Source organism: Paraburkholderia rhynchosiae (genome assembly GCF_002879865.1).
Taxonomy (GTDB): domain Bacteria; phylum Pseudomonadota; class Gammaproteobacteria; order Burkholderiales; family Burkholderiaceae; genus Paraburkholderia; species Paraburkholderia rhynchosiae.
Map to the genome: position 1 here is coordinate 245,756 of NZ_PNXY01000007.1, position 26,208 is coordinate 271,963.

General features: G+C 63.8%; 21 protein-coding genes. 17 read left to right on the forward strand and 4 right to left on the reverse strand.

Features of this window, described 5'->3' with window-relative positions; translation table 11 throughout:
• Positions 1-35: 35 nt before the first annotated feature.
• Positions 36-3,566, forward strand: a complete 3,531-nt coding sequence (locus C0Z16_RS12825) for an ATP-binding protein (protein WP_102632520.1) — start codon at positions 36-38, stop codon at positions 3,564-3,566.
• Between the two features lie 21 nt (positions 3,567-3,587).
• Here C0Z16_RS12825 and C0Z16_RS12830 read toward each other — a convergent pair whose 3' ends face one another.
• Together C0Z16_RS12830 and C0Z16_RS12835 are read right to left on the reverse strand one after the other, a co-directional pair.
• Complete coding sequence (locus tag C0Z16_RS12830; RefSeq protein ID WP_102632521.1) at positions 3,588-3,989, reverse strand: RidA family protein; 402 nt, start codon at positions 3,987-3,989, stop codon at positions 3,588-3,590.
• Between the two features lie 102 nt (positions 3,990-4,091).
• Complete coding sequence (locus C0Z16_RS12835) at positions 4,092-5,492, reverse strand: GntP family permease (protein ID WP_102632522.1); 1,401 nt, start codon at positions 5,490-5,492, stop codon at positions 4,092-4,094.
• Positions 5,493-5,816: 324 nt separating this feature from the next.
• On the opposite strand from C0Z16_RS12835, the gene C0Z16_RS12840 reads away from it, so the two are divergent.
• The 7 genes from C0Z16_RS12840 (at position 5,817) to C0Z16_RS12875 (ending at position 15,345) form a co-directional block, all read left to right on the forward strand.
• The gene (locus C0Z16_RS12840) at positions 5,817-7,289 is read left to right on the forward strand and encodes a sigma-54 interaction domain-containing protein (protein WP_102632523.1); all 1,473 of its coding nucleotides are present in this window, start codon (positions 5,817-5,819) and stop codon (positions 7,287-7,289) included.
• Between the two features lie 127 nt (positions 7,290-7,416).
• Positions 7,417-7,677, forward strand: coding sequence for a hypothetical protein (locus C0Z16_RS12845; RefSeq protein ID WP_102632524.1), 261 nt, complete (start codon positions 7,417-7,419; stop codon positions 7,675-7,677).
• A gap of 536 nt (positions 7,678-8,213) precedes the next feature.
• Positions 8,214-8,417: a hypothetical protein gene (locus C0Z16_RS12850; RefSeq protein ID WP_102632525.1), complete on the forward strand. Its 204-nt coding sequence runs from the start codon at positions 8,214-8,216 to the stop codon at positions 8,415-8,417.
• A 69-nt stretch (positions 8,418-8,486) separates the two neighbouring features.
• Positions 8,487-9,686 carry a serine hydrolase domain-containing protein gene (locus C0Z16_RS12855; protein WP_102632526.1) on the forward strand — a complete coding sequence of 400 codons (1,200 nt, stop codon included), beginning with the start codon at positions 8,487-8,489 and terminating at the stop codon, positions 9,684-9,686.
• A 124-nt stretch (positions 9,687-9,810) separates the two neighbouring features.
• The gene (locus C0Z16_RS12860) at positions 9,811-10,101 is read left to right on the forward strand and encodes an H-NS histone family protein (RefSeq protein WP_102632527.1); all 291 of its coding nucleotides are present in this window, start codon (positions 9,811-9,813) and stop codon (positions 10,099-10,101) included.
• An 893-nt stretch (positions 10,102-10,994) separates the two neighbouring features.
• Positions 10,995-12,596, forward strand: coding sequence for a peptide chain release factor 3 (locus C0Z16_RS12870; RefSeq protein ID WP_102632529.1), 1,602 nt, complete (start codon positions 10,995-10,997; stop codon positions 12,594-12,596).
• Between the two features lie 283 nt (positions 12,597-12,879).
• Positions 12,880-15,345, forward strand: coding sequence for a bifunctional acetate--CoA ligase family protein/GNAT family N-acetyltransferase (locus C0Z16_RS12875; protein ID WP_102632530.1), 2,466 nt, complete (start codon positions 12,880-12,882; stop codon positions 15,343-15,345).
• A gap of 93 nt (positions 15,346-15,438) precedes the next feature.
• Here C0Z16_RS12875 and C0Z16_RS12880 read toward each other — a convergent pair whose 3' ends face one another.
• A complete protein-coding gene (locus tag C0Z16_RS12880; protein ID WP_102632582.1) occupies positions 15,439-15,984 on the reverse strand; it encodes a hypothetical protein in 546 nt (181 codons plus the stop codon).
• 107 nt (positions 15,985-16,091) lie between these two features.
• Positions 16,092-16,904, reverse strand: a complete 813-nt coding sequence (locus C0Z16_RS12885) for an IclR family transcriptional regulator (RefSeq protein WP_102632531.1) — start codon at positions 16,902-16,904, stop codon at positions 16,092-16,094.
• A 262-nt stretch (positions 16,905-17,166) separates the two neighbouring features.
• Here C0Z16_RS12885 and C0Z16_RS12890 point away from each other — a divergent pair, with 262 nt between their 5' ends.
• The 9 genes from C0Z16_RS12890 (at position 17,167) to C0Z16_RS12930 (ending at position 26,204) form a co-directional block, all read left to right on the forward strand.
• Positions 17,167-18,228 carry a sugar ABC transporter substrate-binding protein gene (locus tag C0Z16_RS12890; protein WP_102632532.1) on the forward strand — a complete coding sequence of 354 codons (1,062 nt, stop codon included), beginning with the start codon at positions 17,167-17,169 and terminating at the stop codon, positions 18,226-18,228.
• Positions 18,225-19,745, forward strand: coding sequence for a sugar ABC transporter ATP-binding protein (locus C0Z16_RS12895; RefSeq protein WP_102632533.1), 1,521 nt, complete (start codon positions 18,225-18,227; stop codon positions 19,743-19,745). Before C0Z16_RS12890 ends, C0Z16_RS12895 begins: the two co-directional genes overlap by 4 nt.
• Positions 19,735-20,793: an ABC transporter permease gene (locus tag C0Z16_RS12900; protein ID WP_102632534.1), complete on the forward strand. Its 1,059-nt coding sequence runs from the start codon at positions 19,735-19,737 to the stop codon at positions 20,791-20,793. The genes C0Z16_RS12895 and C0Z16_RS12900 overlap by 11 nt, the downstream gene beginning before the upstream one ends.
• A 25-nt stretch (positions 20,794-20,818) precedes the next feature.
• Positions 20,819-21,145 (forward strand): UxaA family hydrolase, encoded by a 327-nt coding sequence (locus C0Z16_RS12905; protein ID WP_175130684.1) that lies wholly within the window; start codon positions 20,819-20,821, stop codon positions 21,143-21,145.
• A 42-nt stretch (positions 21,146-21,187) separates the two neighbouring features.
• On the forward strand, positions 21,188-22,513 hold the full coding sequence (locus tag C0Z16_RS12910) for a UxaA family hydrolase (RefSeq protein WP_102632536.1): 1,326 nt from the start codon (positions 21,188-21,190) through the stop codon (positions 22,511-22,513).
• Between the two features lie 90 nt (positions 22,514-22,603).
• Positions 22,604-23,644, forward strand: coding sequence for an aldo/keto reductase (locus C0Z16_RS12915; protein WP_102632537.1), 1,041 nt, complete (start codon positions 22,604-22,606; stop codon positions 23,642-23,644).
• A gap of 8 nt (positions 23,645-23,652) precedes the next feature.
• Positions 23,653-24,483, forward strand: a complete 831-nt coding sequence (locus tag C0Z16_RS12920; protein ID WP_102632538.1) for an amidohydrolase family protein — start codon at positions 23,653-23,655, stop codon at positions 24,481-24,483.
• 40 nt (positions 24,484-24,523) lie between these two features.
• Positions 24,524-25,267: an SDR family oxidoreductase gene (locus tag C0Z16_RS12925; RefSeq protein WP_102632539.1), complete on the forward strand. Its 744-nt coding sequence runs from the start codon at positions 24,524-24,526 to the stop codon at positions 25,265-25,267.
• A gap of 88 nt (positions 25,268-25,355) precedes the next feature.
• Positions 25,356-26,204 (forward strand): ureidoglycolate lyase, encoded by an 849-nt coding sequence (locus tag C0Z16_RS12930; RefSeq protein WP_102632540.1) that lies wholly within the window; start codon positions 25,356-25,358, stop codon positions 26,202-26,204.
• Positions 26,205-26,208 lie beyond the last annotated feature (4 nt).

Genomic DNA, 26,208 nt, shown 5'->3' on the forward strand with positions numbered 1-26,208 from the left:
GTCTGCCTGCGCGAATCCGTCACTCATGCGAGCCGATGCAGAAAATCCTCGACCGTACTCAGGAGTCGCTTGCGCAAGCGTTCGCTTCACTCGCAAAGAATGCGAGGCGCCAGCAGCGGGTTTATCTGGCGACAATCGGTTCGTTAATGTTGATGGTGGTGATTTTTGCGCTGGTACTCGCGGTCGTCGCGGCGCTCAAGCAACTCGAATATCGCCGCACGTTCGCCTCTCAGAATGCAACTGACCTGTCGCTGCTGCTGCATCGGGAAGAGTCGTTCTTGCGGCGCGCGGAATTCACGCTCGACTATTACTACAGCGCCACAGAAGTACGGCGCGCGCCCGATGCGGTAGAGCGATCGATCGCGCAAACGGGCGCGGCGCGCGGCAAGGTAGACCGAGTGGACGCGGACTTCGACATCGTCATTGGACAGGCGACGCGTGCCGCGTGGGGCACGCGATTCGGCGACAATCTCGGGCGGCTGTACGAATCCGCGCAATCCACACTCGTGACGCAGCAGGCGTTCGAGCTACAGCAACGCGCGACGCTGATCGGTCTCGATGAAAACTACGCCGTGATTCTGCCTTCGCTGGCCCGATCCGTAACAGGCGCAAGCACCGAGGCTGAGGTCTCAGCCACGCCGCCGCCGCAAGAGACGGTCGCCGGCACGCTGCGTGAGACGATCGAACGCGAACTGCAGTCGCAAACCGGCAAGCGCGTGCCGGGCAAGGGCGAGCGCGTGTGGGTCGGACCGTATCGCGATCCACTGGAAAACACGTCGGTGATGTCGGCGGTGAGCGCCTATTACGAAGGCGACACGCCCGTCACGCTGATCAGCGTCAGCATTCCACTGGACGTGCTCGCCGCGCGCATTGCGCCGCCCGACAGCGCGGGCGCGACGCTGCTGATGGCGCCCGACCGCCGCTTCCTGGTATCTTCCGCTGCACTCGACGCGCAAACCGGCGCAATGCTGCAACAGACGGTGGCCGAGACGCCGCCTCACGTCTTTCACTACGGCCGCGAAGGCGCGATTTTTCATGAGCCGTTGATGCAGGGCTTCGGCTCACTCGTCGGCTACGTGCCGTGGGGCGTGCTGGCCGTGGCGCTCGGTTGGCAACTCGCGGCGATTGGCGGCTCCGCGTTGCTGGTTTTGCTGGCCATCGCGCTGACCGCGCGCTTCTTCGGGCTGCGGCTCTTGCGCAATGCATTCGCCGAGACCTCGCGCGCGCTGGAAAGCGAGACTATCAATCACATCCTGGTGAGCGCGACGCCGATCGGGCTGTGCATCGTCCGGCAAAGCGACTACTCGATACTGACTGCGAACGCGCTCGCCACCGAGTTGCTGCAGATCCAGCCAGGCACGAGCCGGCTGCCGCCGCATATTGCCGCCGAGTTTCTCGCTCAGGCGCCGGATCAACCTTCGGTTACGGCGTTCGCGCGGGTTGCCGCCTTCGTCGCGGCCGCGCAGCAGCAGCCTGTGGCTCTGCCGAACGCGAACGCGCAAACCGTGTCGGCATCGAACGAAGCGGGCGACACGCCCGCGCAGTTTCTGCAAGTCACCTACGCGCCCGCTCGTTATGCCGGCGAGAACGTGCTGTTCTGCGCGATTCTCGACGTGACGGCGCAGCACACGCTCGAACAACAATTGCGACAGGCCCAGCAGACGTCCGAGGCCATGATGCGCGCGCGCACCAATTTTTTCGCGGCGATGAGCCACGAAATCCGCACGCCGTTGAATGCGCTGCTCGGCAATCTCGAACTGTTCGCGCGCACGCCCGGTCTGGAGGCGCACGCGCAGCGGCTCGCCACCTTGAACGTGGCGGGCGATGCGCTGCGCCGTGTCGTCAACGACATTCTCGATTTTTCGAAGATCGATGCGGGCGAGATGCTGTTGATGCGCGAGCCGTTTGCTCTCATCGACGCTTTCGAGAGCATCGCGCTTTCCTACGCGCCGATGCGCAGCGAACGTGCCGTCCGTTTCTTTTCTCTGCTTTCGCCGACGCTCGACCGTACGGTGATCGGCGATCGGATGCGGATCGCGCAGATCGTCAACAACCTGTTGAGCAACGCGTTCAAGTTCACGTCGAGCGGCAAGATCACGTTGCACGCGGAAGTCACCGACGATGCGCAAGGCCGCCCGGTCCTCAATTGCCGCGTGTCCGATTCCGGGCCGGGCATGGGCGAGGAACTGGTCGCGCGGCTCTTCAAGCCGTTCGTGCAAGGAGAGGCAGGCACGTCGCGAGGCGCGGAAGGTACCGGCCTCGGACTCGTGATTTGCGCGCGCTTATGCCAGTTGATGGGCGGCACGATTTCGGCGGAAAGCGTGTTGGACGTGGGCAGCGTATTCCATATGTCGATTCCGCTCGCGGCGGCGCCCGGCGACATGTTGGCGTCGGCGCCGGTCGTCGCAGCACGGGGAACGTTGCTCACGTTGTGCCAGGAGCGGGAGGCCGCCGAGTTGCTGGACCGCTGGCTCGAGCACTTCGGCTGGACCGGGCATACGGTGCCCACGCTGGTTGCCGCGCAAGCGTGGCTTAGAGTGAATCGCCCTAAGGCGCTGATCGTGTCCGGCGCATACGATCTCGATGCAATCGCCACGTTACGCGCGTTGCAGCCGGTGAGCGTAGTCTGGGTCACGCGAGCGGGTCCGCATCGACCGGAAGCGCGCGGCGAGGGCGTGCTGGAAGTGAGTGAATTCAGCCGGACGGCGGTTCGCTCGGCCATCGAGCTGGCAGTAGAAGGCACGCCCGCCGCAGCGGCGCCGGCAATGACGACCGCAAGCAAAAGCACAAGCGCAATCGCAAGCGCCGCAGTGCCTTCTCTGACGACGCATCCGGCGTTGCAAGGCCTCACGGTTCTCGTCGCGGAAGACAACCCGCTGATCCAGAGTTTGATCGCAGAACAGCTTGCCGCGCTCGGGTGTGTGCCGACCATCGCCGGGGATGGCAAACAGGCGCTCGGCTTGTTCGAACGGACGCCTTTCGACGTCGTGCTGACCGACATCCACATGCCGGCGATGGACGGCTACGAGTTGTTCGTCGCGCTGCGCAAGCTGGATGCGGACGTGCCGTTGCTTGCCTTTAGCGCCGTGGCCGAGAACCAGGAAGCGCAAAGCTGGCGCGAGCGCGGTTTTAGCGGTTACGTGTCGAAGCCGGCGTCGCTGGGCGAACTCCAGGCCGCATTGCTCGCGGTGGCGCCTGCCGCAGCGGATAGAGCGGCGCGTGCCGTCGCGCCGGCGTCGGCGTCCGCCGCGGCGACGGAAAGCACCCTCGCCGCGGACGACAAAGCGCGCTACACCGCCATGCTCAAGGAGCATCTGAAAAACGACCTGCCGCGCCTGCTCGCCATCGTCGATGAAGAAGACCGGCAGGCGTTGGCCGGTTGGGCGCATAGCGCGAGCGGCGCGTTCGTGATCGTGCAGGAGTCGCGGTTCGTTGAAGAATGCAGGCAGCTGCAACGGCTATGCAACGACAGCGAACGTTGGATCGCCGAAATGGATGAACGAGCCGTTTCGTTGCACGACGCTTTGTGCGATCACTACCGCGTCGACGAAGAGTCGACGCACTGATCTTGCGCGCGGCCTCGGCGATTAACCGGGCCGCCGCGCGATGAAGTCGATTTCGACCAGCGCGTCGCGCGCGAGCGCCGTCACGCCGATGCAGGTTCGAGCCGGCAGCGCGTTGGCGGGAAAATAAGCGCGGTAGATCTCGTTCATCGCCGCGTAATCGCGCTTGAACTCGGTCAGGAAAATGCGCACGGCGACCACGTGTTGCAGACCGAGGCCGAGACCTTCGAGGACGAGCATGAGGTTATCCATCACCCGCCTGGTCTGGGCGACCACGCCTTCGGGAAGCGGCGCGGCGTCGTCAGTCGGTGAGGTCGGCATCTGGCCGGTGAGGAGCACCCAGCCGTCGGCTTCAGCGGCATGGGAGAACGGGCCGACCGGCGTGGGTGCGCCGGGAATCGTCCAGAAAACGGGGGCTGAGTTCATGACGGTCTGCGCCTGGCGGCTGCGAGTGTCGGACTGACACAATAACCGATCAAAACTCGTGATGCCGGCGCTGTGGCCGGCATCCATCCCGCAACACCCCGATTACACGAGCCCGGTGGTGTAATACACCGCGATGACGAAGAAAACCGCCAGCGTCTTGATTACGGTTACGGCGAAGATGTCGCGATACGACTGACGGTGCGTCAATCCGGTTACCGCCAGCAGCGTGATCACCGCGCCGTTGTGCGGCAGCGTGTCCATGCCGCCACTCGCCATGGCGACCACGCGGTGCAGAACTTCCATCGGAATATGCGCGGCCTCGGCGCCCTTGATGAACACGTCGGACATTGCCGCCAGCGCGATACTCATGCCACCGGACGCCGAACCCGTAATGCCCGCCAGCGAACTGACCGACACCGCTGCATTGACGAGCGGGTTCGGAATGCTCTTGAGCGCGTCGCCGACCACGAGAAAGCCCGGCAACGCCGCGATCACACCGCCGAAACCATATTCCGACGCGGTGTTCAGCGACGCCAGCAGCGCGCCCGCCACCGCAGCCTTGGTGCCGACCGCGAAACGCTCGCGCACGCGGCCAAAGGCGGTGAGCACGACCATGACGATGCCAAGCAGCAGCGCGCCTTCGACGGCCCAGATCGCTACGACGCTCTTGATGGTCGTTGTGACCGGCGTGTGAACGCCCGGCAGGATATCCGGTGCGACGGTATACGACGTGCCGTAGACGTCCGGAATCCAGCGCGTCAGCACGAAGTTCGCGACACCGACCAGCACGAGCGGCGCGACCGCGAGCAACGGATGCGGCAAGTGCGTCGACTCGACACGCTCCGGCTCATTGACGAGTTCCGTGCCGTAGCCTTCGCCGGTCGCCATGGCCGCGCGGCGGCGCCATTCCAGATACGTCAGGCCGACCACGATGATGAACAGCGAGCCGATCACGCCGAGCGCCGGCGCGGCCCACGACGTCGTCTTGAAGAACGTGGTCGGGATGATGTTCTGGATCTGCGGGGTGCCCGGCAGCGAATCCATCGTGAACGAGAAGGCGCCGAGCGCGATGGCGCCAGGCATCAGGCGTTTCGGGATATTGCTTTGGCGATACAGCTCGGCGGCAAACGGATAGACCGCGAACACCACCACGAACAGCGAGACGCCGCCGTAGGTGAGCAGCGCGCACACCGCGACGATCACCGCATTGGCGCGCGAGCGGCCGATATAGCGAATCGCGGCGGCCACGATCGACTCCGAGAAGCCGGACAGTTCGATGACTTTGCCGAAGACGGCGCCGAGCAGGAACACGGGGAAATAGAGCTTCACGAAGCCGACCATCTTCTCCATGAAGATGCCGGTGAAAACCGGTGCGACGGCGGCGGGATCGACCAGAAGAACGGCGCCGAGCGCGGCGATCGGCGCGAACAGAATAACGCTGTAGCCGCGATACGCGGCGAACATCAGAAACGCCAGCGCGGCAAGGACGATGACAAAGGACATTGAGTCTCCAGAAGCTTGGTTTGTTCTACATGTACGCCGTCCCGAGTTCGCGACGACATGGCGCCCGCGAACGCAGGTTCCATGCCATGCGGCCTGGCAACGGCGTGTGCGTTGATTCGACCGGGCGAAGCGGGCAAAGCGGGAAGACGCGGTGCCGCAGATTGTACCCAAACGTCTCCGAATCGGGACGCGAGTCGTGCAAGGTTTGCCCGCATCGACGGTAAGCCATGATGGATAAGCTTGTCGGCGATCTCGTCGCTGAGATAAGCTTGTCTACGAATGGAGACAACGACAAATAGAACGATACCCGGAGACAGCGACAACATGATGAACGACTGGGCGGGCCTTCCCGCTACCTATGGCGACGTCCTGCGCCGCGCGATGGATTCGCTCTTCCGCACGTTTGAAAACTTCAGCGAGGGCACGTTTATCGTCGATGCCGAAGCGCGCGTCGTCTGGATCAACAAGCGTTATGCCGCGCGTTTCGGTTTTGCGGACCCCGAGCAGGCGATTGGCCGCGATTGCGAAGCGGTGATTCCAAACAGCCTGATGCGCGAAGTGGTGAAAACCGGCAAGCCGATCCTGCTTGACATTCTGGAGACGGATCGCGAGCCGCTGGTCGTCACGCGTCTGCCGCTGAAGGACGATGCTGGCGAAACCGTCGGCGCCGTCGGCTTCGCCCTGTTCGACGAGCTAAAGGCGCTGACGCCGCTTTTTTCGCACTATTCGCGCGTGCAGCAAGAATTGATCGCGACGCGCCAGTCGCTGGCACAGGCGCGCCGCGCCAAATATACGTTCGGCAGTTTTGTCGGCACGAGCGCGGCCAGCCTCGAAGTGAAGCGCCAGGCGCGCCGCGCGGCGCAACTTGAATCGCCGGTTCTATTGCTCGGCGAGACGGGCACCGGCAAGGAACTGCTCGCGCATGCGATCCACGGTGGCTCGGCGCGTGCAAATCAGCCCCTCGTGACCGTCAACGTCGCGGCGATTCCCGACACACTGCTCGAAGTCGAGTTCTTCGGCGCGGCGCCCGGCGCCTACACAGGTGCTGATCGCAAGGGGCGCGTCGGCAAATTCGAACTGGCGAACGGCGGCACGCTTTTTCTCGACGAAATCGGCGATATGCCGGTGCCTTTGCAGGGCAAGCTGCTAAGAGTGTTGCAGGACAAGGAGTTCGAGCCGCTCGGTTCGAACCGGATCGTGCGCGCCGACGTGCGGATTATCGCGGCCACCTCCGCGGATTTGCCTGCGCTCGTTGCGGCGGGAGGCTTCCGCGCAGACCTTTTCTATCGTCTGAATGTGCTGACAATCCACGCTCCGCCGTTGCGCGAGCGCGCTTCCGACATCGAAGCGCTGGCGTACGCGATGCTCGAGGATCTGTCGACGCAGGCGCGCGGCGGCAGCCACTTCGAATTGGAGGACGACGCGTTGCGCCTGCTGTGCTGCTACCGATGGCCCGGCAATGTGCGCGAGTTGCGCAATACGCTCGAGCGCGCCGTGATGCTGTCCGACAGCGAGCGGATCGACGCGCGGGCGCTCGCGCCGTTCATCGGTTCGGGGCAGGGCGGCGTGCTGACCGCGAACGTGTCCGCGCCGAGCGCTCAGCCGCAGCCTGCTGCCGCAACCGTAGGCGCGGCCGGAGAATCGTCGTGGAGCGAGGCGATGGCGGCGTTCGAAAAACGCTTCCTCAGCGACGCTCTGCGCGCCAATGGCGGGCGCGTGATCGACACTGCGGCGCAGATCGGCATGGGCCGTGCGACGCTCTACAAAAAGATTGCGGCGTATGGCATCGACGTGTGACAAAAGTCGCTTTGCATTGGATCTCGTTGCATTGATCTCATGGATTGAGTCACGCAGCAGTCACGCAGCGTAATTGCCGCGTGGCACAATCGCGTGATCGAAAAACAAGACGTGATCGGGGTTTCAAATGAACCGGAGCTTCTCTTCCTTCGTCAGCCGCGTCTTCGCCATGCTGGCCATCGCAGCGGGCACCGCGCTGAGCGGCTGCAGCAGCAGCGCGCCGCTCTTTTTGTCGGACGGACGCCCGACCACGCTGGTTCAATGCCCAGCGGGTTCTGACTCCTGCGCGCAGCAGGCCACGGTAAGTTGCGGCGGTGCATTCGACGTCGTGCGGCGATCCACAAATAGCGGCACGCTGAGCCTGATCTACGCCTGCCGGGCAAAGTGACGGCACCCGGCCGTGCACTGCTCGCACGGCCGCGCGATCGATACACCCTCCCACCGTTGCGCAACTCGTCGACGAATTGCGCACAATGCATTGCATTCGTCCTCTTGCAAAAGCGCTGGTTTTAATCCGGTTGCCTTGGCCGCCAGGCGATTGCGCGGAGGGCCGCCTTTGCATAATTGCACGAGCGTCATAAATATCTTCGTCCAATGCGGCTTTGTGAAGAAGCGGGATTTCACGATACATATAATCCCTTACTTCGGATTTACTCCCGAGTGGCTCGACGTCAATAAAAAGTCACGGTATTTTTTGCACTGGAGCGAAGTCGGTGCGCCAGGTAACGGAACGCGAAGTGCCGTAGCAGTATTCTGTTTTCACAGGTTCGCCACAGCATGCGAGCAGCAGCTTTTGCCGGATGGGGAGACCACGCGCAAAAGCGAGGAAGAAGTTGCCGACTAACGAAAATCGCGCTTTAAGAGCGGCACAATGTGCGTTTCATTGCGTTTCGAATTAAGTCAACGCGTATTCCGGGGAAAACAATGAATCATCAACAACTCGAAAAAGACATCGAACATCTCGAACACGTCATTTCACACATTTCGGCCGAAGACCGAATACCGCTTTCGTATTGGCGCAACCGCATTGATTCGGTTTCCGGCGCGGTCCGTATGCCGGCGCAGGCCAACCGCATCAAACGTCTCAATGCCGCGCTTGCGGCGTTGGAGAAGCGACAAAAAGCATGACGGGCGTTGCCGGTCACCGTTGCCTTATAGTGTCCGATCGGCAACGTTGAGCCACGACAATCAATCGACATGCAACCAGCGGGATTTTCACCGGCTCGGCTTACGGCCCTGACGAGCACCATGCAGGGCTACGTGGAACGAGGCGATGTGGCCGGCGTGGTGTCGTTGGTCTGGCGGCGCGGCGAGACCGGCTATTTCGAGGCGCTCGGCCTACGTGATGACGCGGCGCGTTTGTCGATGCAGCGCGACACGCTGTTTCGCATCGCGTCGATGACCAAGCCGGTGACGAGCGCCGCCGTCCTCATGCTGATCGAAGAGGACAAGCTCGCGCTCGACGCGCCCATCGCCCAGTGGTTGCCCGAGTTGTCCGCGCCACGTGTGTTGCGCGACCCCGGCGGCCCGCTGGACGACACCGTTGCCTTGTGCGCGCCGCTCACCGTGCTCGATCTGCTGACGCATCGCGCGGGCTTTGCCTATCACTTCACCGCGACCGGTCCGTTGGCGCAAGCCTACTCGGTAGCGTTCAACGGCTTCGACGCGCGCGGCGATATGAACATGTGGCTTGCGCGCATCGCCGGTTTGCCATTGATGTTTCAGCCCGGCACGCGCTGGCACTACGGCATTTCAACCGACGTGCTCGGCGCGCTGATCGAGCGAGTGAGCGGCCTGCGGCTGGGCGAGTTCTTCCGCACGCGGATTTTCGAGCCGCTCGGCATGCGCGATACCGCGTTCTGGGTGCCGGAGCCGCAACTCGCGCGCCTTGCGACGGCATACCGTGTCGATCCGGGCACGCGGCGGCGCGTGGTGGAGGATCATCCGTCGGCCAGCCGCTGGGCGAATCCGGCGCGCTTTCAGAGCGGCGGCGGCGGGCTCGTCTCCACAGCTCAGGACTATCTGCAATTCGCGCAGTTGCTTCTGCGGCGTGGACGGGTCGGCGACACGCGTTTGCTGTCGCATCGCTCGGTCGATCTGATGCGCTCGAACTTTCTGACGCGCGACCAGCGCCGCGTCCCGGCGTTCGGTCATGCCATGTGGGCAGGCCAGGGGTTCGGCCTGGGCTTGTCCATCGTCGACGATCCCGCGCAGCAGTTGCCGCACGGCTATCGCTCGACGGGTTCATTCGGTTGGCCCGGCGCTTTTGGCACGAGCTGGTTCGCCGATCCGGTCGAAGACCTGGTCGGAATCATGCTGATTCAGCGCCGCGACATCGAACCGTTTTCAATGGCCGTCGACTTCGAGCGCCGCGTGTACGATGCAATCGACGATTGAGTCCGCGAGCCTCGCCGACACCGGCTGTTCTTTTAACGCGGCACAATGACGGGCTCCCTATCCGGCGTTTTATTCGTCTGATAGCGTCCGCACTTGAGATCGCCAAACCAATGGAGCATCCGTCATGGCCTCGTACAAGCAGTTGACCGCTCAGCTCGAAAAGCTTCACAAGGAAGTTGCGGCGGCTCGCGAAAAGGAGATCGCGGCAGCAATCGCCGACATCAAGCAAAAGATCGCCGAGTACGACCTGAGCGCCGAGGAACTCGGTTTCGCAAGCTCGCGCACGGTGGCGCGAAAGACTCCTTCCGTTGCCAAATATCGCAACCCCAAAACCGGTGAGACATGGAGCGGTCGTGGCCGCGCGCCTGCCTGGCTCGCAGGCAAGAATCGCGAGCGTTTTCGGATCGAAGGCTAAGACCTGGCCGCGCCGGGCCTTGTCACGCGTTACGTGGGCCGCTGCCTGAAGCCACGCCGCGGTGAGGCTGCGGTGACGCCGCAAGCGGTTCTCTTCTCACCGTCCGGCGGTCCCGAAAACACTCACCTTTCGAACAAATCTGGAAAGCGCGTCCTCGGTTCCGACTAGCCGCTCAGGCGATGCTGCATTATTTCGGTGAGCCTGGTTTCGCCGATCGACGCACCTCGGCCACGGTGAAGGCGATGAGTGCAACGCGTCTCACCGATGCCCCCGAAACCCGCGCCAGCCTTTGCTGGCGGGTGTTCCCAGGCTCTGCGAAGAATCGCAGAAGGCAATACGAACATCCATCTGCGCACGTCGGCGAGGAATCGCCGCGTGGTCAACGCCGCGTCCCAGGTGCGCGAATTACTTCGCGCATGCTCACCTTTCGCCGTCCTATGCGACGCGTCACCGGAAGTCCCGAAAACTCTCACCTTTGCGCGCGCGTCACCGCTCGCGATTCACCGTTTCCTGCATGGGCGCCTGAAACGGATCATTTGGCGTTGAACGAAGCGAGCGCCGGCCACTGGACCAAGGCGAGCGGCTAAGCGCCGTCGAAGCGCAGCGCCTGCTCCGCTCCACTAGCCGCCGCAGCCATCCACTCCTCGCGGGAGGCCTTTTCCCCGTCCGCCGTCGCGGCGTGTATCATTCGTTCCCTGCGCTGTTCTGCGCTGGCGATTACCCGTATTGTCGAACGCTCGTTCCCGACCTGTTTTCCGACGCGGCCCGGTTGCCATAGTGATGCGGGTTCCCGACCCGACTCCCGCAGCTCGACGCCGCCGCGCACGCGTGGCCGCCCGGAAGCCGCAAGCTTTCGAAGACCGCCGAACCCCTATCCGTGACCGCCAGACCCGATGTCAGTCTCCGAACTCAAACGCCGCCGCACTTTCGCGGTCATTTCCCACCCGGACGCGGGTAAAACCACGCTGACCGAAAAGCTGCTGCTGTTTTCGGGCGCGATTCAGATCGCGGGCACCGTCAAGGGCCGCAAAAGCAATCGCTACGCGACGTCCGACTGGATGGAGATCGAAAAGCAGCGCGGCATTTCCGTCGCCAGTTCGGTGATGCAGTTCGAGTACGGTAACGCCGTCATCAATCTGCTCGACACGCCAGGCCACGAAGACTTCTCCGAAGACACGTACCGCGTGCTGACCGCGGTCGACGCCGCGGTGATGGTGATCGACGGTGCAAACGGCGTCGAAGCGCAAACGCTGAAGCTGCTCGAAGTCTGCCGCAGCCGCAAGACGCCGATCGTCACCTTCATCAACAAGCTCGACCGTGAAGTGCGCGAGCCGCTCGAGTTGCTGGACGAAATCGAGCAGCATCTTGGTGTGGCCGCTGTGCCGTTCACCTGGCCTATCGGCATGGGCAAGGAATTCCAGGGCGTCTACGACATCCAGCGCGACCAGGTTCGCGTGTTCCGCGCCGGGCAGGATACGGCGGGCGGCGCGGTGGAAACGCTGCAAGCGTTGAGCGACGAAGAAGGCGAGCGCCGCTTCGGTCATAGCTGGACGAAGGCGAAGGAAGAGATCGATTTGATCACCGGCGCCACGCCCGACTTCGACCGCGAGCAGTTTCTCGCCGGCCAGCAATCGCCCGTGCTGTTCGGCTCGGCGATCAACAACTTCGGCGTGAAGGAAATTCTCGACGCGCTGGTCGACCTGGCGCCGCCGCCGTCGATGCGTATGACCGTGCAGCGGCCGGTCATGCCCGACGAGCCGAAGTTCACCGGCGTGGTCTTCAAGGTGCAGGCGAACATGGATCTGGCGCACCGCGACCGCGTGGCGTTCATCCGCGTATGTTCGGGGCGTTTCGAGCGCGGCATGGCCGTGAAGGTGACGCGTTCGAACAAGACGTTCCGCGCCAACAATGTCGTGACCTTCCTGTCGCAGCGGCGCGAGACGGTGAGCGAGGCGTATCCTGGCGACATCATCGGTATTCCGAACCACGGCACGCTCAGTCTCGGGGATACGTTGACCGAAGGCGAAGCGCTGCAATTCGTCGGCCTGCCGTTCTTCGCGCCGGAAATTTTCCAGACCGTCGAAGTGGTCGACCCGATGCGCGCGAAGCAACTCGGCGAGGCGCTGAAGCAACTCGGCGAGGAAGGCGCGATTCAGGTGTTCCGTCCCGAGGTGGGCGGCTTGATGATTCTCGGCGCGGTCGGCCAACTGCAGTTCGAAGTGGTGTCGCATCGTCTGTCGACCGAATACAAGGTCGACGTGCGTATGGCGCCCGCGCGCTACCGCATGTCCCGCTGGGTCACGTGCGACGACGCCGCCGAACTGCGCCGCTTCACCGATTCATACGCCGCGCGAATCGCGCTCGATGCATCGGACGCGCCGACGTATCTAGCCTCACACGTGTCGGAGATCGAAGTCGCGCAGAAGGCATGGCCGAAAATCGTGTTCAACGAGTTGCGCGAGCATTCGGGCGCGCCGTTCAAGAAGGCGATGTAACGCCAGACCAGCAGTTCGCGAGCGTAGGTGGCTTGCGGAGTCTGCAACAGCGAAAAAAAGCCGCGTGTCATGCACGCGGCTTTTTTCGTTGTGGGCGCGCTGTCTGCCTCCGGTGGTCAGCGGCACTAAAAATCGTAGCGCGCGGCGGCGCTGATCAAGCATCGTTTGATATGGCTCGCGTAGAGTCCCGAGAAGCGCCGCGCGATGGCCTCACTTCGCCTATGCTGACGAAGACGCGCGCATCGACGCCCGAGCGGCGCGCCATTCTATCCGCGGAGCGCCTGTGACCGTTCGCAATCTCGACGCGTTGTTCCGACCGAAATCTGTCGCTGTGATCGGCGCTTCGGAGCGGCCCGGCAGCACCGGCGCCATGGTGTGGGCGCGCCTGCTGGAAGGCGGCTTCGAGGGCCCGCTGTGGCCCGTCAATCCGAAGTACGACACGCTAAGCGGGCACGCCGTAACCGGCGATGTCGGCGACCTGCCGCAAGCTCCCACCGTCGCGCTGATCTGTACGCCGCCGGCGAGCTGGCCTTCCATCATTCACAAGCTCGGCGGATTGGGGACGCGCGCGGCGATCATCGTCGGCGAGGCGCGTTCGGATGACGACCGGCTCGCGTTGCGGCATGCGCTGTCGGCGGCGCGGCCGCATCTGTTGCGGATCGTCGGGCCGGGCAGCCTGGGCGTGGTGTCGCCGGCGCTGCGCGCGCATCTCGGCGCGCCGTCGTGCACGGTGAAGGCGGGCGGCGTCGCCTGGGTGTCGCAATCGAACGCGCTAACCAATGCGGTGCTTGGCTGGGCGCACGCCCGCGGCCTCGGTTTTTCGCACGCGGTCGCGCTGGGCGGCGAGGCTGACGTGGATGCGGGCGACGTGCTCGACTATCTGGCCAGCGACCCCGGCACGCGCGCAATTCTGCTCGAACTCGACAGCGTGCGGGCGGCGCGCAAGTTCATGTCGGCGGCTCGCGCGGCGGCGCGCAACAAGCCGGTGCTCGCGCTGCGCTCGGGCCGTGCCGATCCCGCCGACGGGCTTTACACCGCCGCATTCCGCCGTGCCGGCATGGTGCGCGTCGACGCGCTCGACGATCTGCTCGACGAGATCGAGACGCTCGGCGTGGGCCGCGTGGCGGCGGGCGCGACGGCGACGCTGATCACGAGCGACCGCGGCCTCGCGACGCTCGCTTGCGACGCCTTCGCCGCAGCCGGCAATGCGCTCGCACCGTGGCCGGAAGAAGCGTCGCAGGCGTTGCAGCAGGCGCTGCCGCACGCGGTCGGCGGCAATCCGCTGCAACTTGGCGACGACGCGCGTCCCGAGCACTTCGGCACCGCGCTCAAGCTGCTCGCCGAACATCGCGGCACCGGCACCGCGTTCGTGGTTCACGCGTCGACGCATGGCGCGCCGGTCGGCGACGTGGCGCAGGCGTTGATCGCGAACCAGCGGTTCGCGTATCGCGGCTTGCTCGCATGTTTCTTCGGCGGCGTGGACGCGGCCACGCGCGACGCGTTGCACGCCCAAGGTATTCCGGTTCACACGACGCCGCAGCGGCTCGCACGCGCGTTCGCGCGCCTCGTCGATTACCGGATGGGACGGGAATTGCTGATGCAGACGCCGGAAGGTTTGCCGGCCCACATCCCAGAGGCAATCGAGGCCGCTCAGGTTCAGGCGCGCGCGGCGCTTGCGGCAGGTGAGCGCCAACTAACCGGCGAAGCGGCGGCGTGCTTGCTGGAGCGCTTCGGATTGGAGATAGAAACGCCACGCGTCAGCGCAAGTTCGGGTGCCGTTGAAACGTCGCGTGACTCAGATGACTGCACGGAAAACGCGGCCGGGTCACTAAAAAAACCCGTGGTCGATATCGCCGTCGAGCTTCACGACGACGACAACTTCGGTCCTGTGTTCCGCTTTACGGCGCCGTCGGCTGATGGCGTTTCAGAGCCCTTGCGCGTTTATGGTTTGCCGCCGCTCAATCCGACGCTCGCGCGCGACATCGTCACGCGTTCGCCGTATGCGCGGCTCGTCGCACCGGAGCCTGCGTTAGCCGCATTGACGGCGCTCTCGCAAGCCGTCTGCGACGTCAGGGAAATTGTCGGGCTCGCGCTCACGCTGCGCGTCTACCGCGATCACGTGACGGTCGTCGATCCCACGCTCAGTATTGCGCTGACGCGCAGCCGCCTCGCGATCGTCCCATACCCGCGCCGCTTCGAAGAGATTCTCGACTGGCAAGGTCTGCGTGTGACAGTTCGGCCGATTCGCCCCGAAGACGAGGCCGCGCATCACGATTTTGCCGAAGCGATGACGCCGGAAGATCTGCGGCTGCGCTTTTTCGGAGCCGTTGGCAGCTTCGACCACTCGCAACTCGCGCGGATGACGCAGATCGACTACGACCGCGAAATGGCGTTGATCGCGACCGTGCAAAACGAAGAAGGGATTTCGCGCACGCTCGGTGTGGTGCGCGCCGTGGCCGACCCGGACAACGAAACGGCGGAATTCGCGGTCGCCATTCGCTCGGATCAGAAAGGGCGGCGGCTCGGTCAGTTGCTGATGGACCGCATCATCAAATACGCGCGGGCGCGTGGCACGCATTGGCTGATCGGCGAGGCGCTGCGTGAAAACGGGCCGATGATCGCGCTGGCGCGATCGAGCGGCTTCACGATTACGCCGACAGAAGATCCGGGCGTGGTGGGGTTTCGGATGGCGCTGGACAACGAAGCCGACGAGCAGAAGAGCACGGAGACTACTCGCAACGTGCCTTGATGTGAACATGGCACGGCCCCGCGATATAGGGGGGCTCATCAGCCGGACATGAGGCGAAGGCCTCACGTCCCGCAGACTGATCGACTGGATCGATCAGGCCGGCAATTTGGCTACGGCTTCATCAACTTGCGCGCGCGTCACCGACAACTCCTCCAGCCATGCATCCGCATACACCGCGCCCGTCTCGCGCTCCAGACGCGCGATTGTCGCCGCACAACGGTTGGCGTCCTTCGGCGTCGCGATGAACGACTTGACCGATTCGCCGGCCGTGAACGCATCGAACAGCGGCACGCGGATGTCGTCCGGCAGCGGGCGCGTCGTCCACTGATACGGCTTGCCGTTGAACGTGAACGATGGTGGCAGCACGCGTTCTTTCTTGGCCGCCGGAATCAGGCCGTAGGTGCGCGCGGCGTCGCCGATCTGCTCCGGCGAAAAGAGTTCGTCGGGGCTGATGTCGAATTGCTGGATGAAGGTCTCGATGCTTTGCATCGCCGCAGCGCGGTCGTCACGGCGCTTTTGCGCATGAGCGACGATGTCGCGCAGTTCGTCGGCTTCTTCAGGCGTGATCGTGAAGCTCGACTGCTTCTGCTGGAGTTCGGAAAAACGCTGGAATTCGGAATCGGTCAGAAGTTTCGCCATTGCTTGTCGATGGGCGCGCACGAATGAATTCATGCGGCGTGATTTTTGAGAGGGTCGCCATTCTAAACCATGTGCGCAAGCGGCCGGCATCGAGCCAGGCAGCCGCGCTAATCCGGTTCACGTAGCGACGCGTCAACAACCTTCTCACTGAACATCGACAGCGCCTGAACCGTCTCGCGCAGCAGCGCGGTCGCGGCTTCGAGCGTCGGCGCGACGTATTCGTCGATGCGCCGCAAATACGGGCACGTGAGCGCCGCGATTGCCTGGCCGGACGGCCCCTGAACCGGAAACGTGACGTCGGTCACGCCGAACGTCTGCTGGCTGTCCTTCTGCGAAAAACCCGCCGCGCGAATCCGCTCGCACGCCTGTTCCAGCGCCTCGCGGTCTATCGTCACCTCGCCCTTGACCTTGGTGTGTTCGGCAAGCATCTGCGCGCGCTGTTCGACGCTTTGAAACGCGAGCATCACGCGGCCCGAGCCGGTGTCGATCAGGCCGACTCGCGAACCGAGCCGTACCGACATGCCCCATGTGCCCGGCCCGTCCACCTGCGCGATCACGAGCAGATTGCCGCGGTCGTACACGGCAAGGTGACACGATTGCTCGGCGGCGTCGGCGAAACGTTGCATCAGCGGCAACGCTTCCGAGATGAGCCGGTTCATCGGCGGATGACGATGAGCGAGCGCATACAGCTTCAGACTCAGCGAGTAGCGATCGCCGCCTGTGGAGCGCACCACATATTGCCGCGCGACCAGACGTTCGAGCATCCGATACATCTCGCTGGCATTGCGCCCGAGCAGCTTCGTGATCTCGGCGCGGGTCAGTCCTTCCTTCTGCTCGGCGAGCAGTTCCAGGATGTCGAGACCTTTGTCGAGCGCGGGAGCGCGGTAACGGTCAGCGTCGTCTTTATCTTCTGCGTCCATCGTAAGCGAGTTCCGTGGGCTGTTGTTCCCGGTTGGTGGCGCTTGAGTGTAAGTGCGGCGAGCGATCTCGTGCGATCGAAGGCGTCCAGGGAAAATACGGACGCCTGGTGCAGTGCACTTTGCTTGACTTCATAAAGTTCGTATATGAATAATGCGTTCATTGGTGAATGCACGCGCCAATACTTGTAAAAAAGCGCAGGACGGAGTGCCGGCGTCCATGACCGGTCCACGCAGTTCATATAACGCACATCAGGAGACAACCATGTCGTTCGCGAAAGGGCCGCATGCGGCTCGCAGTTTGGTTCGCAGTTCGTTCCGCCAGTCGCTTTTCACCGTGGCCGCTGCTGCGTGCCTGACGGCGCTCGGCGTTGCCGGCACCGCGCAAGCCGCCGACGCGGGCAAGGTCGGTCTCGGCCTGCCCCTGCTGACGTCGCCGTTCTGGCAGTCGTACAACAACTATCTGCCCAAGTACGCGAAGGAGATGGGCATCGACATCCTCGCGCCGGTCAACTCGAATGGCGATCCGGTACAGCAGATCACCGACATGAGCAACCTGCTGAACCTCGGTGCGAAGGGCATCGTGGTCGGCCCGCTCGACTCCGCCGCGATCAGCCGTGCGCTCGATGCCGCGACGTCCAGGAATGTGCCGGTCGTCGCCGTGGACGTCGCGCCGACGCAAGGCAAGATCGCGATGGTGGTGCGTGCCGACAATCACGCGTATGGCGAGAAGGCGTGCAAGTACATCGGCGATCACGTGAAGTCGGGCAAGGTCGTGCAGATCATGGGCGACCTGGCTTCGGTGAACGGACGAGACCGGTCCGAGGCATTCCGCTCCTGTATGAAGGGCTATCCGGGCATCTCGGTGCTGGAAATTCCGGCGGCCTGGAAGGGCGACGTCGCGGCTACCGGGCTCGACAGCCTGCTCACCGCGAATCCCGACGTGAAGGGCATCTACATGCAGGCAGGCGGCGTGTATCTGTCGCCGACGCTGCAGACCTTGCGCCGCAAGCAGATGCTGTTTCCCGCTGGCGATGCAAAGCATGTCGTGATCGTCAGTAACGACGGCATTCCGCAGGAGTTCGACGCGATCCGCCGCGGCGACATCGACGCAACCGTGTCGCAACCCGCCGATTCGTACGCGAAGTACGGCCTCTACTACATCAAGGCGGCGTTGGCAGGGCAAACCTTCAAGCCGGGCCCGACCGATCACGGCAGCAACATCATCCAGCTGGCGCCGGGCATCCTCGAAGACCAGTTGCCCGCACCGCTCGTGACCAAGTCGAATGTGGACGACAAAGCTTTGTGGGGCAACACCGTCAAATGAGCGAGCTGACGCCATCCGTGCCTGTAGTCGAAGCGTTTGACGTCACCAAACGCTACGGCTCCACGGCCGCGCTGAAAGATGTGAGCATCCGCGTGATGCCCGGCGAGTCGCATGCGCTCGTCGGGCGCAACGGCGCGGGCAAGTCGACGCTCGTGTCGATTCTCACCGGCCTGCGCAAGCCCGACAGCGGCGAAGTGCGTTTCAACGGCGCGCCCGCGCCGTCGATCGCGGATCGCGATGCGTGGCGTGAGCGCGTGGCCTGCGTCTATCAGCATTCGACGATCATCCGCGACTTGAGCGTCGCGGAGAATCTGTTCATCAACCGGCAGCAGTCGCGAGGCGGCGTCATCGACTGGCAAGCGATGCGCCGCGACGCGCGCGCGTTGCTCGATCACTGGAAGATCGACGTGCGTGAAAACGCGCGTGCCGGCGATCTGAGCGTCGAAGCGCGGCAACTCGTAGAGATTGCGCGTGCGTTGTCGTATGGCGCGCGCTTCATCATTCTCGACGAACCCACCGCGCAACTCGACGGCGATGAAATCAAGCGTCTCTTTCGACGCATCGGCGAATTGCAACGCGAAGGCGTGACATTCCTGTTCATCTCGCATCATCTGCAAGAGGTGTATGAGATTTGCCAGGCCGTCACCGTGTTGCGTGACGCGCGGCATATTATCAGCGCGCCGGTTTCCGCGTTGCCGCGCGAAAAGTTGATCGAAGCGATGACCGGCGAACGCGGCGGCCTCGCTGTCGCCGATGCGGCGGCGCGCGACGCACTGCCGGCTAACACCGCAATTGCGCTGCGAGTCGATCAACTAAGCGGGTCCGATTACGACGACGTGTCGTTCACCGTCAAGCGCGGCGAAGTGGTCGGTTTGACGGGCGCGACGAGCAGCGGGCGCACGAGCGTGGCCGAAGCGATTGCCGGCTTGCGCGCCGCGAAACGCGGCACGATCAAAGTGGACGGCGTGACATTGCCGCCCGGCGATGTGCCCGCAGCCCTCGCGCACGGCATTGGCTGCGTGCCGAAAGACCGCCATCACGAAGGCCTGGTGTTGACGCAATCGGTCGCAGAAAACGCGTCGATGACGATCGCGCGCCTGCTCGGCAAGTTCGGCATCGCGACGCCCGCGAAAAAAAACGCCTTCGGCGAGAAGATGATCGACGCGCTCGGCATCGTCGCGCAAGGACCGGAGCATGTCGTGTCGGGCCTCTCGGGCGGCAATCAGCAGAAGGTGGTGATGGCGCGCGCACTCGCCACCAATCCCAACGTGCTCGTGCTGATTGACCCGACTGCGGGCGTCGACGTGAAATCGAAAGAAGCGTTGCTCTCCGTCGTGGATCGTGTGCGCGAGGAAGGCAAGGCCGTGCTGGTCGTGTCCGGCGAGCTCGACGATCTGCGCACCTGTGACCGCGTGCTGGTCATGTTCCGAGGCCGTGTCGCGGCCGAATTCCCCGCGGGTTGGCAGGACCACGACCTCATTGCATCCGTTGAAGGAGTCAGTCTCCATGAAGAATAGTGTGCCCAGTCCTGCATTCGGTACGGCGCAGGCCCACGGCCATCCGCAACCGTCCGCCCCCCAGGCGCCGCGCGGCAAACGCGTTCGTTCCGAACTCGCGCGCTTGCGTGAACTGGCGTTGTTGCCGGCGCTCGTGTTGCTAGTTGTGATCGGCGCGTTGATTAGCCCGAGCTTTCTCACGCGAGCCAATCTGATTAGCGTGCTGGGCGCATCGGCGGCGCTGGCGCTTGTCGTGCTCGCCGAATCGCTGATCGTGCTGACCGGCAAGTTCGATTTGTCGCTGGAATCGACGGTCGGCATTGCGCCCGCAGTAGGCGCGATGCTCGTGATGCCGGCTGCGTCCGCGGGTTTCGGCACGCAATGGCCCGCGGCGGCCGGCTTGCTGGCGATCCTCGTGGTCGGTGCAGTGATCGGCGCGATCAACGGCTTCCTGGTGGTGCGTTTGCGGCTGAATGCGTTCATCGTCACGCTGGCCATGTTGATCGTGCTGCGCGGCATGCTGGTGGGCGCGACCAAGGGCGGCACGCTGTTCGATATGCCGTCGTCGTTCTTCTCGCTCGCGACCACCATCGTGCTCGGCTTGCCGTTATCCGTATGGCTCGCCGGCGTGGCCTTTGCGATCGCCGCGTTCATGCTGCGCTATCACCGCCTGGGCCGCGCGTTGTACGCGATCGGCGGCAATCCGGAAGCGGCGCGCGCGGCGGGGATTCGCGTCGAGCGCATCACGTGGGGCGTATTCATTCTCGGCAGCATGCTCGCCTCGATCGGCGGGCTGATCGTGACCGGCTACGTCGGCGCGATCAATGCGAACCAGGGCAACGGCATGATCTTCACGGTGTTTGCGGCGGCGGTGATTGGCGGCATTTCGCTCGACGGCGGCAAGGGCTCGATGATCGGCGCGCTGTCCGGCGTGCTGCTGCTGGGCGTCGTGCAGAACCTGTTGACGCTCGCTCAGGTGCCGTCGTTCTGGATCCAGGCGATTTACGGCGCGATCATTCTCGGCTCGTTGATGGTGGCGCGCCTCGCGAGCGGCGAAGGTCAGAACTAATGCAACTGTCTCACGGAGAACTCTTTTGACCAGCCGCCCAATGCAGACGGATTCGCGTCTGATCCTGCTCAGTCCCGACGACAACTGCCTGATCGCGGCGGCGCGTCTCGACGCCGGCACGCAAGTGGAGATCGAAGGCGAGTGCGTGACGCTGACGGGAACCGTCGAACTCGGTCACAAGGTGGCTCGCCGCGAACTCGCGAAGGACGACAAGGTGCTGCGCTACGGCGCCGTGATCGGCCACGTGACCGAAGCGGTGCAGCGCGGCGCGCATCTGCATACGCACAACCTCGAAAGCGATTACCTGCCGACTTATACGCACGACGCGGGTCATCAATTCGTACACCACTGATTTGCGCACAACGACGCGGCCTCGCGCCGCGCTGGAACGATCATGACTGACACTTCCGTAGCAACTGCCAGCACGCAGCAGCCGATGCTCCAAGGCTACCCGCGCAGCGACGGCCGCAAAGGCATCCGCAATGTGGTCGCGGTGGCGTATCTGGTCGAGTGCGCGCATCACGTGGCGCGCGAAATCGTCACGCAGTTCCGCGAGCCGCTCGACGCGTTCGGCGACGCGCTTGCCGACGCTTCAGCCGAGCACGAACCACCCGTGCATCTGATCGGCTTTCCCGGCTGTTATCCGAACGGGTACGCGGAAAAAATGCTCGAGCGGCTTACCACGCATCCGAACGTCGGCGCGGTGTTGTTCGTCTCGCTGGGATGCGAGAGCATGAACAAGCACTATCTCGTCGATGTGGTGCGCGCGAGCGGCCGGCCCGTCGAGGTACTGACGATCCAGGAAAAGGGCGGCACGCGCAGCACGATCCAATATGGCGTCGACTGGGTTCGCGGCACGCGCAAGCAACTCGCTGCGCAACAGAAAGTGCCGATGGCGTTGAGCGAACTGGTGATCGGCACGATTTGCGGCGGCTCGGACGGCACGAGCGGCATCACCGCGAATCCGGCGGTGGGCCGCGCGTTCGATCATCTGATCGACGCGGGCGCGACCTGCCTCTTCGAGGAAACCGGCGAACTGGTGGGCTGCGAATTCCATATGAAGACGCGCGCGGCGCGGCCGGAACTCGGCGATGCGATCGTCGAATGCGTCGCGAAGGCCGCGCGCTATTACTCGATTCTGGGCCACGGCAGTTTTGCGGTCGGCAACGCGGACGGCGGCCTCACCACACAGGAAGAGAAATCGCTAGGCGCGTATGCGAAAAGCGGCGCATCGCCGATTGCCGGCATCGTCAAGCCGGGCGATATTCCGCCAACCGGCGGCCTGTATTTGCTCGATGTCGTGCCGGATGGCGAACCGCGTTTCGGCTTTCCGAACATCAGCGACAACGCGGAAATCGGCGAGCTGATTGCGTGCGGCGCGCATGTGATTCTGTTCACGACCGGCCGCGGTTCTGTGGTCGGCTCCGCGATTTCTCCGGTCATCAAGGTGTGCGCGAATCCCGCCACGTATCGCAATCTCGCCGGCGACATGGACGTGGATGCGGGCCGTATTCTGGAAGGCCGCGGCACCCTCGACGAAGTGGGGCGTGAAGTGTTCGAGCAGACGGTGGCCGTGTCGCAGGGCGCAGCGTCGAAATCGGAAATGCTTGGACATCAGGAATTCATTCTGACGTACAAAAGTTTCGAGCCAGTCGGGCCTGCTTGTTTGCCGTCGAGCGCCGCGCCGCTGAGGCGCGCAGTTGCTGTGGAGTCGCACTGAGCGTTGGCTTGGCGTTGGCTTGATGTGTGATAAAAAGACATGCAACAGCAACCATTTGCATGCGATGAGAGCAAGAAGGAGACACGCTCAATGACTGCAACGAACGGTTCGAAAATCCAGCAGCGCCGCCGCGTTGGCCGCGGCGCGCTGGAAGTCACCGGATTGAGCCTCGGCACGGCGCCGTTGGGCGGCCTTTACCGCGATCTGTCCGATGAAGACGCGCATGCGACCGTCGCTGCCGCATGGGCCGCCGGCGTGCGTTACTTCGATACCGCGCCGCATTACGGCCACACGAGAGCGGAGCATCGTCTGGGCGACGCTCTGCGCCGCTATCCACGCAGCGAATATGTGTTGTCGACCAAAGTGGGGCGCCGCTTCGTGCCGCGCACCACGCCCTACGACGGCAAGGAAGGCTGGCAGGATCCGCTGCCCTTTGAAGCCATCTACGACTACACGCACGACGGCATTCTGCGTTCATTCGAAGACAGTCAGCAGCGCCTCGGCATTGTCGAGATCGACATTCTGCTGGTTCACGACATCGGCCGTGTCACGCACGGCGAGAACAATCCCCATTACTGGCGGCAACTGACCGAAGGCGGCGGCTTTCGCGCGCTCGACGACCTGCGCTCGGCCGGCGCGATCAAGGCCGTGGGACTCGGCGTCAACGAAGGGGCGGTCATACTCGATGCGATGGCCGAGTTCGATATCGATTGCGCGCTGCTTGCGGGCCGTTACACGCTCCTCGAACAGACAAGTCTCGACGACCTCTTGCCGGCATGCGAAAAGCGCGGCATCAGCATCCTGTTAGGCGGCGCGTTCAATTCGGGCATTCTGGCGCGCGGCGTCGAGGGCGATCTGAAATTCAACTACGGCGAGGCGCCGCGCGAAGTGATCGAGCGCGTTGCGCGGCTGGAAGCGGTGTGCCGCGATTACGGCGTGCCGCTCGCCGCGGCGGCCTTGCAGTTTCCATATGCGCATCCGGCGGTCGCCACTGTGCTGACCGGCGCGCGCAGTGCCGATGAATTGCGTGAGAACGCTGCGTCGTTCGAGTTGCCTATTCCCACGGCGTTGTGGTCCGCGTTGCGCGAGGAAGGCTTGCTCGACAGCCGCGCGCCCGCGCCAGAGGACTGAATCTGAAGATGCATATCGATGCTCATCAGCACTACTGGGACCCCGCTCGCGGCGATTACGAATGGCTCACGCCGGAGCTTGAGATTCTGTACCGGCCATTCGGCCCGACGGATCTGAAACCATTGCGAGAGACAGCAGGCATCGACAGAACGGTCGTCGTGCAGGCGGCGCCGACCATCGACGAAACGCGTTATCTGCTGGACATTGCGCGCGAGGAGCCGTCTATCGCGGGCGTAGTCGGTTGGGTGCCGCTTCTGCTACCTACCGCGCCGTCCTTGATCGGAGCGCTCGCGCAAGAGCCGAAGTTCAAAGGCGTGCGGCCGATGCTGCAAGACCTGCCCGACGATACATGGATCGCGAACCCCGATCTCGCGCCGGCAATCGAAGCGCTGATCGAGCACGACCTCGCTTTCGACGCACTGATCTACGCGCGGCACGTCGAGCATGTGGAGACATTCGCGGCGCGTTTTCCGGCGCTGCGCATTGTCGTCGACCACGGCGCGAAGCCGCCTATCCGCTACGGTCGGGCGGGCTGGCAAACATGGGCCGACGCGATCGCGCGGCTTGCGAAGCTGCCGGGCGTGTATTGCAAGCTGTCCGGTCTCGCCACCGAGGCGTCGCCCGGTTGGACCGAGGAGACGCTGCGGCCCTACGTCGAACTTTTGCTGGCTACTTTCGGTCCGGCGCGCCTGATGTGGGGCAGCGACTGGCCGGTGCTTGAACTGAACGGCGATTATCTGCTGTGGCATTCGGTGGCGAACACGCTGCTTGCGTCGCTAAGCGACGACGAGCGCGAAGCGGTTTTTGGCGGCAACGCCGCCGCGTTTTATCGACTTTGACGTGACGTAGACAAGTTAGCCCATTCAACTGGAGTCGTAGATGACACAAAGACTGGCCGGCAAGACAGCATTGATTACCGCGGCGGGGCAAGGCATCGGCCTCGCAACCGCCGAAATGTTCGCGCGCGAAGGCGCGCGCGTGATCGCCACCGACATTCGCCTCGACGGGCTCGCCGGCAAGCCCGTCGAGGCGCGCAAGCTCGACGTGCTCGATGGCGCCGCGATCAAGGCCCTGGCCGCTGAAGTCGGCCCGATCGACGTGCTGTTCAACTGCGCGGGCTTCGTGCATGCAGGGTCGATCCTCGAATGCAGCGAAGAAGACTGGGACTTTGCGTTCGACCTGAACGTGAAGGCGATGTACCGGATGATCCGCGCGTTCCTGCCGGCGATGCTCGAGCGGGGCAGCGGCTCGATCATCAATATGTCGTCGGCGGCGTCGAGCGTGAAGGGCGTGCCGAACCGCTTTGCGTATAGCGCGTCGAAGGCGGCGGTGATCGGGCTGACCAAGTCCGTCGCCGCGGACTTCATCACGCGTGGTGTACGCTGTAACGCGATCTGCCCGGGCACGGTGTCGTCGCCGTCGCTCGAACAGCGGATCGTCGAGCAGGCCGCGGCGCAGGGCGCGACGCTCGAAGCCGTGCAGGCCGCGTTCATCGCGCGTCAGCCGATGGGGCGCATCGGCAAGCCCGAGGAAATCGCTGCGCTGGCGCTGTATCTCGCTTCCGACGAGTCGTCGTTCACCACCGGTCACGCGCATGTGATCGACGGCGGCTGGTCGAACTAACGCATGAGCTGAGCGCAAAAGCCGACGCACAGGCCCGCGCCCCTGACACACGAACTGAACACCACTGAAACCAGAGGAAAGTGCAACGATGAAACTGCTTCGTTACGGGCCGAAAGGCCAGGAAAAGCCGGGCCTGCTCGACGCGCAAGGCAAGATTCGCGATCTGTCCGGCGTGGTTGCCGACATCGACGGCGCGGCGCTCACCGACGAGAGCCTCGCCAAATTGCGCACGCTGGACGCGGCTTCGCTGCCGGTCGTGGAAGGCAATCCGCGCATGGGCCCGTGCGTCGGCAAGATCGGCAAGTTCATCTGCATCGGCTTGAATTACGCGGATCACGCGGCTGAGTCGAATCTGCCCGTGCCGGCCGAGCCGGTGATCTTCAACAAGTGGACGAGCGCGATTTCCGGTCCGAACGACGACGTCGAAATTCCGCGCGGTTCGAAGAAGACCGATTGGGAAGTGGAACTCGGCGTCGTGATCGGCAAGCCGGCAAAGTATGTCGACGAAGCGAACGCGCTGGATTACGTCGCCGGCTACTGCGTGATCAACGACGTGTCGGAACGCGAGTGGCAGATCGAACGCGGCGGCACGTGGGATAAAGGCAAGGGCTTCGACACGTTCGGTCCCATCGGCCCGTGGATGGTCACGCGCGACGAAGTCGCCGATCCGCAGAACCTGAGTCTGTGGCTCGAAGTTGACGGTCACCGCTATCAGAACGGCAGCACAAAGACGATGGTATTCGGCGTCGCGAAGCTGGTCTCGTACGTGTCTCAGTGCATGAGCCTGCAACCGGGCGACGTCATTTCGACCGGCACGCCGCCGGGCGTCGGCATGGGCGTGAAGCCGAATCCGGTGTATCTGAGGCCGGGCCAGACGATCCGTCTGGGTATCGAAGGTCTCGGCGAGCAAACGCAGAAGACTTACGCGGCGGAGTGAGCCG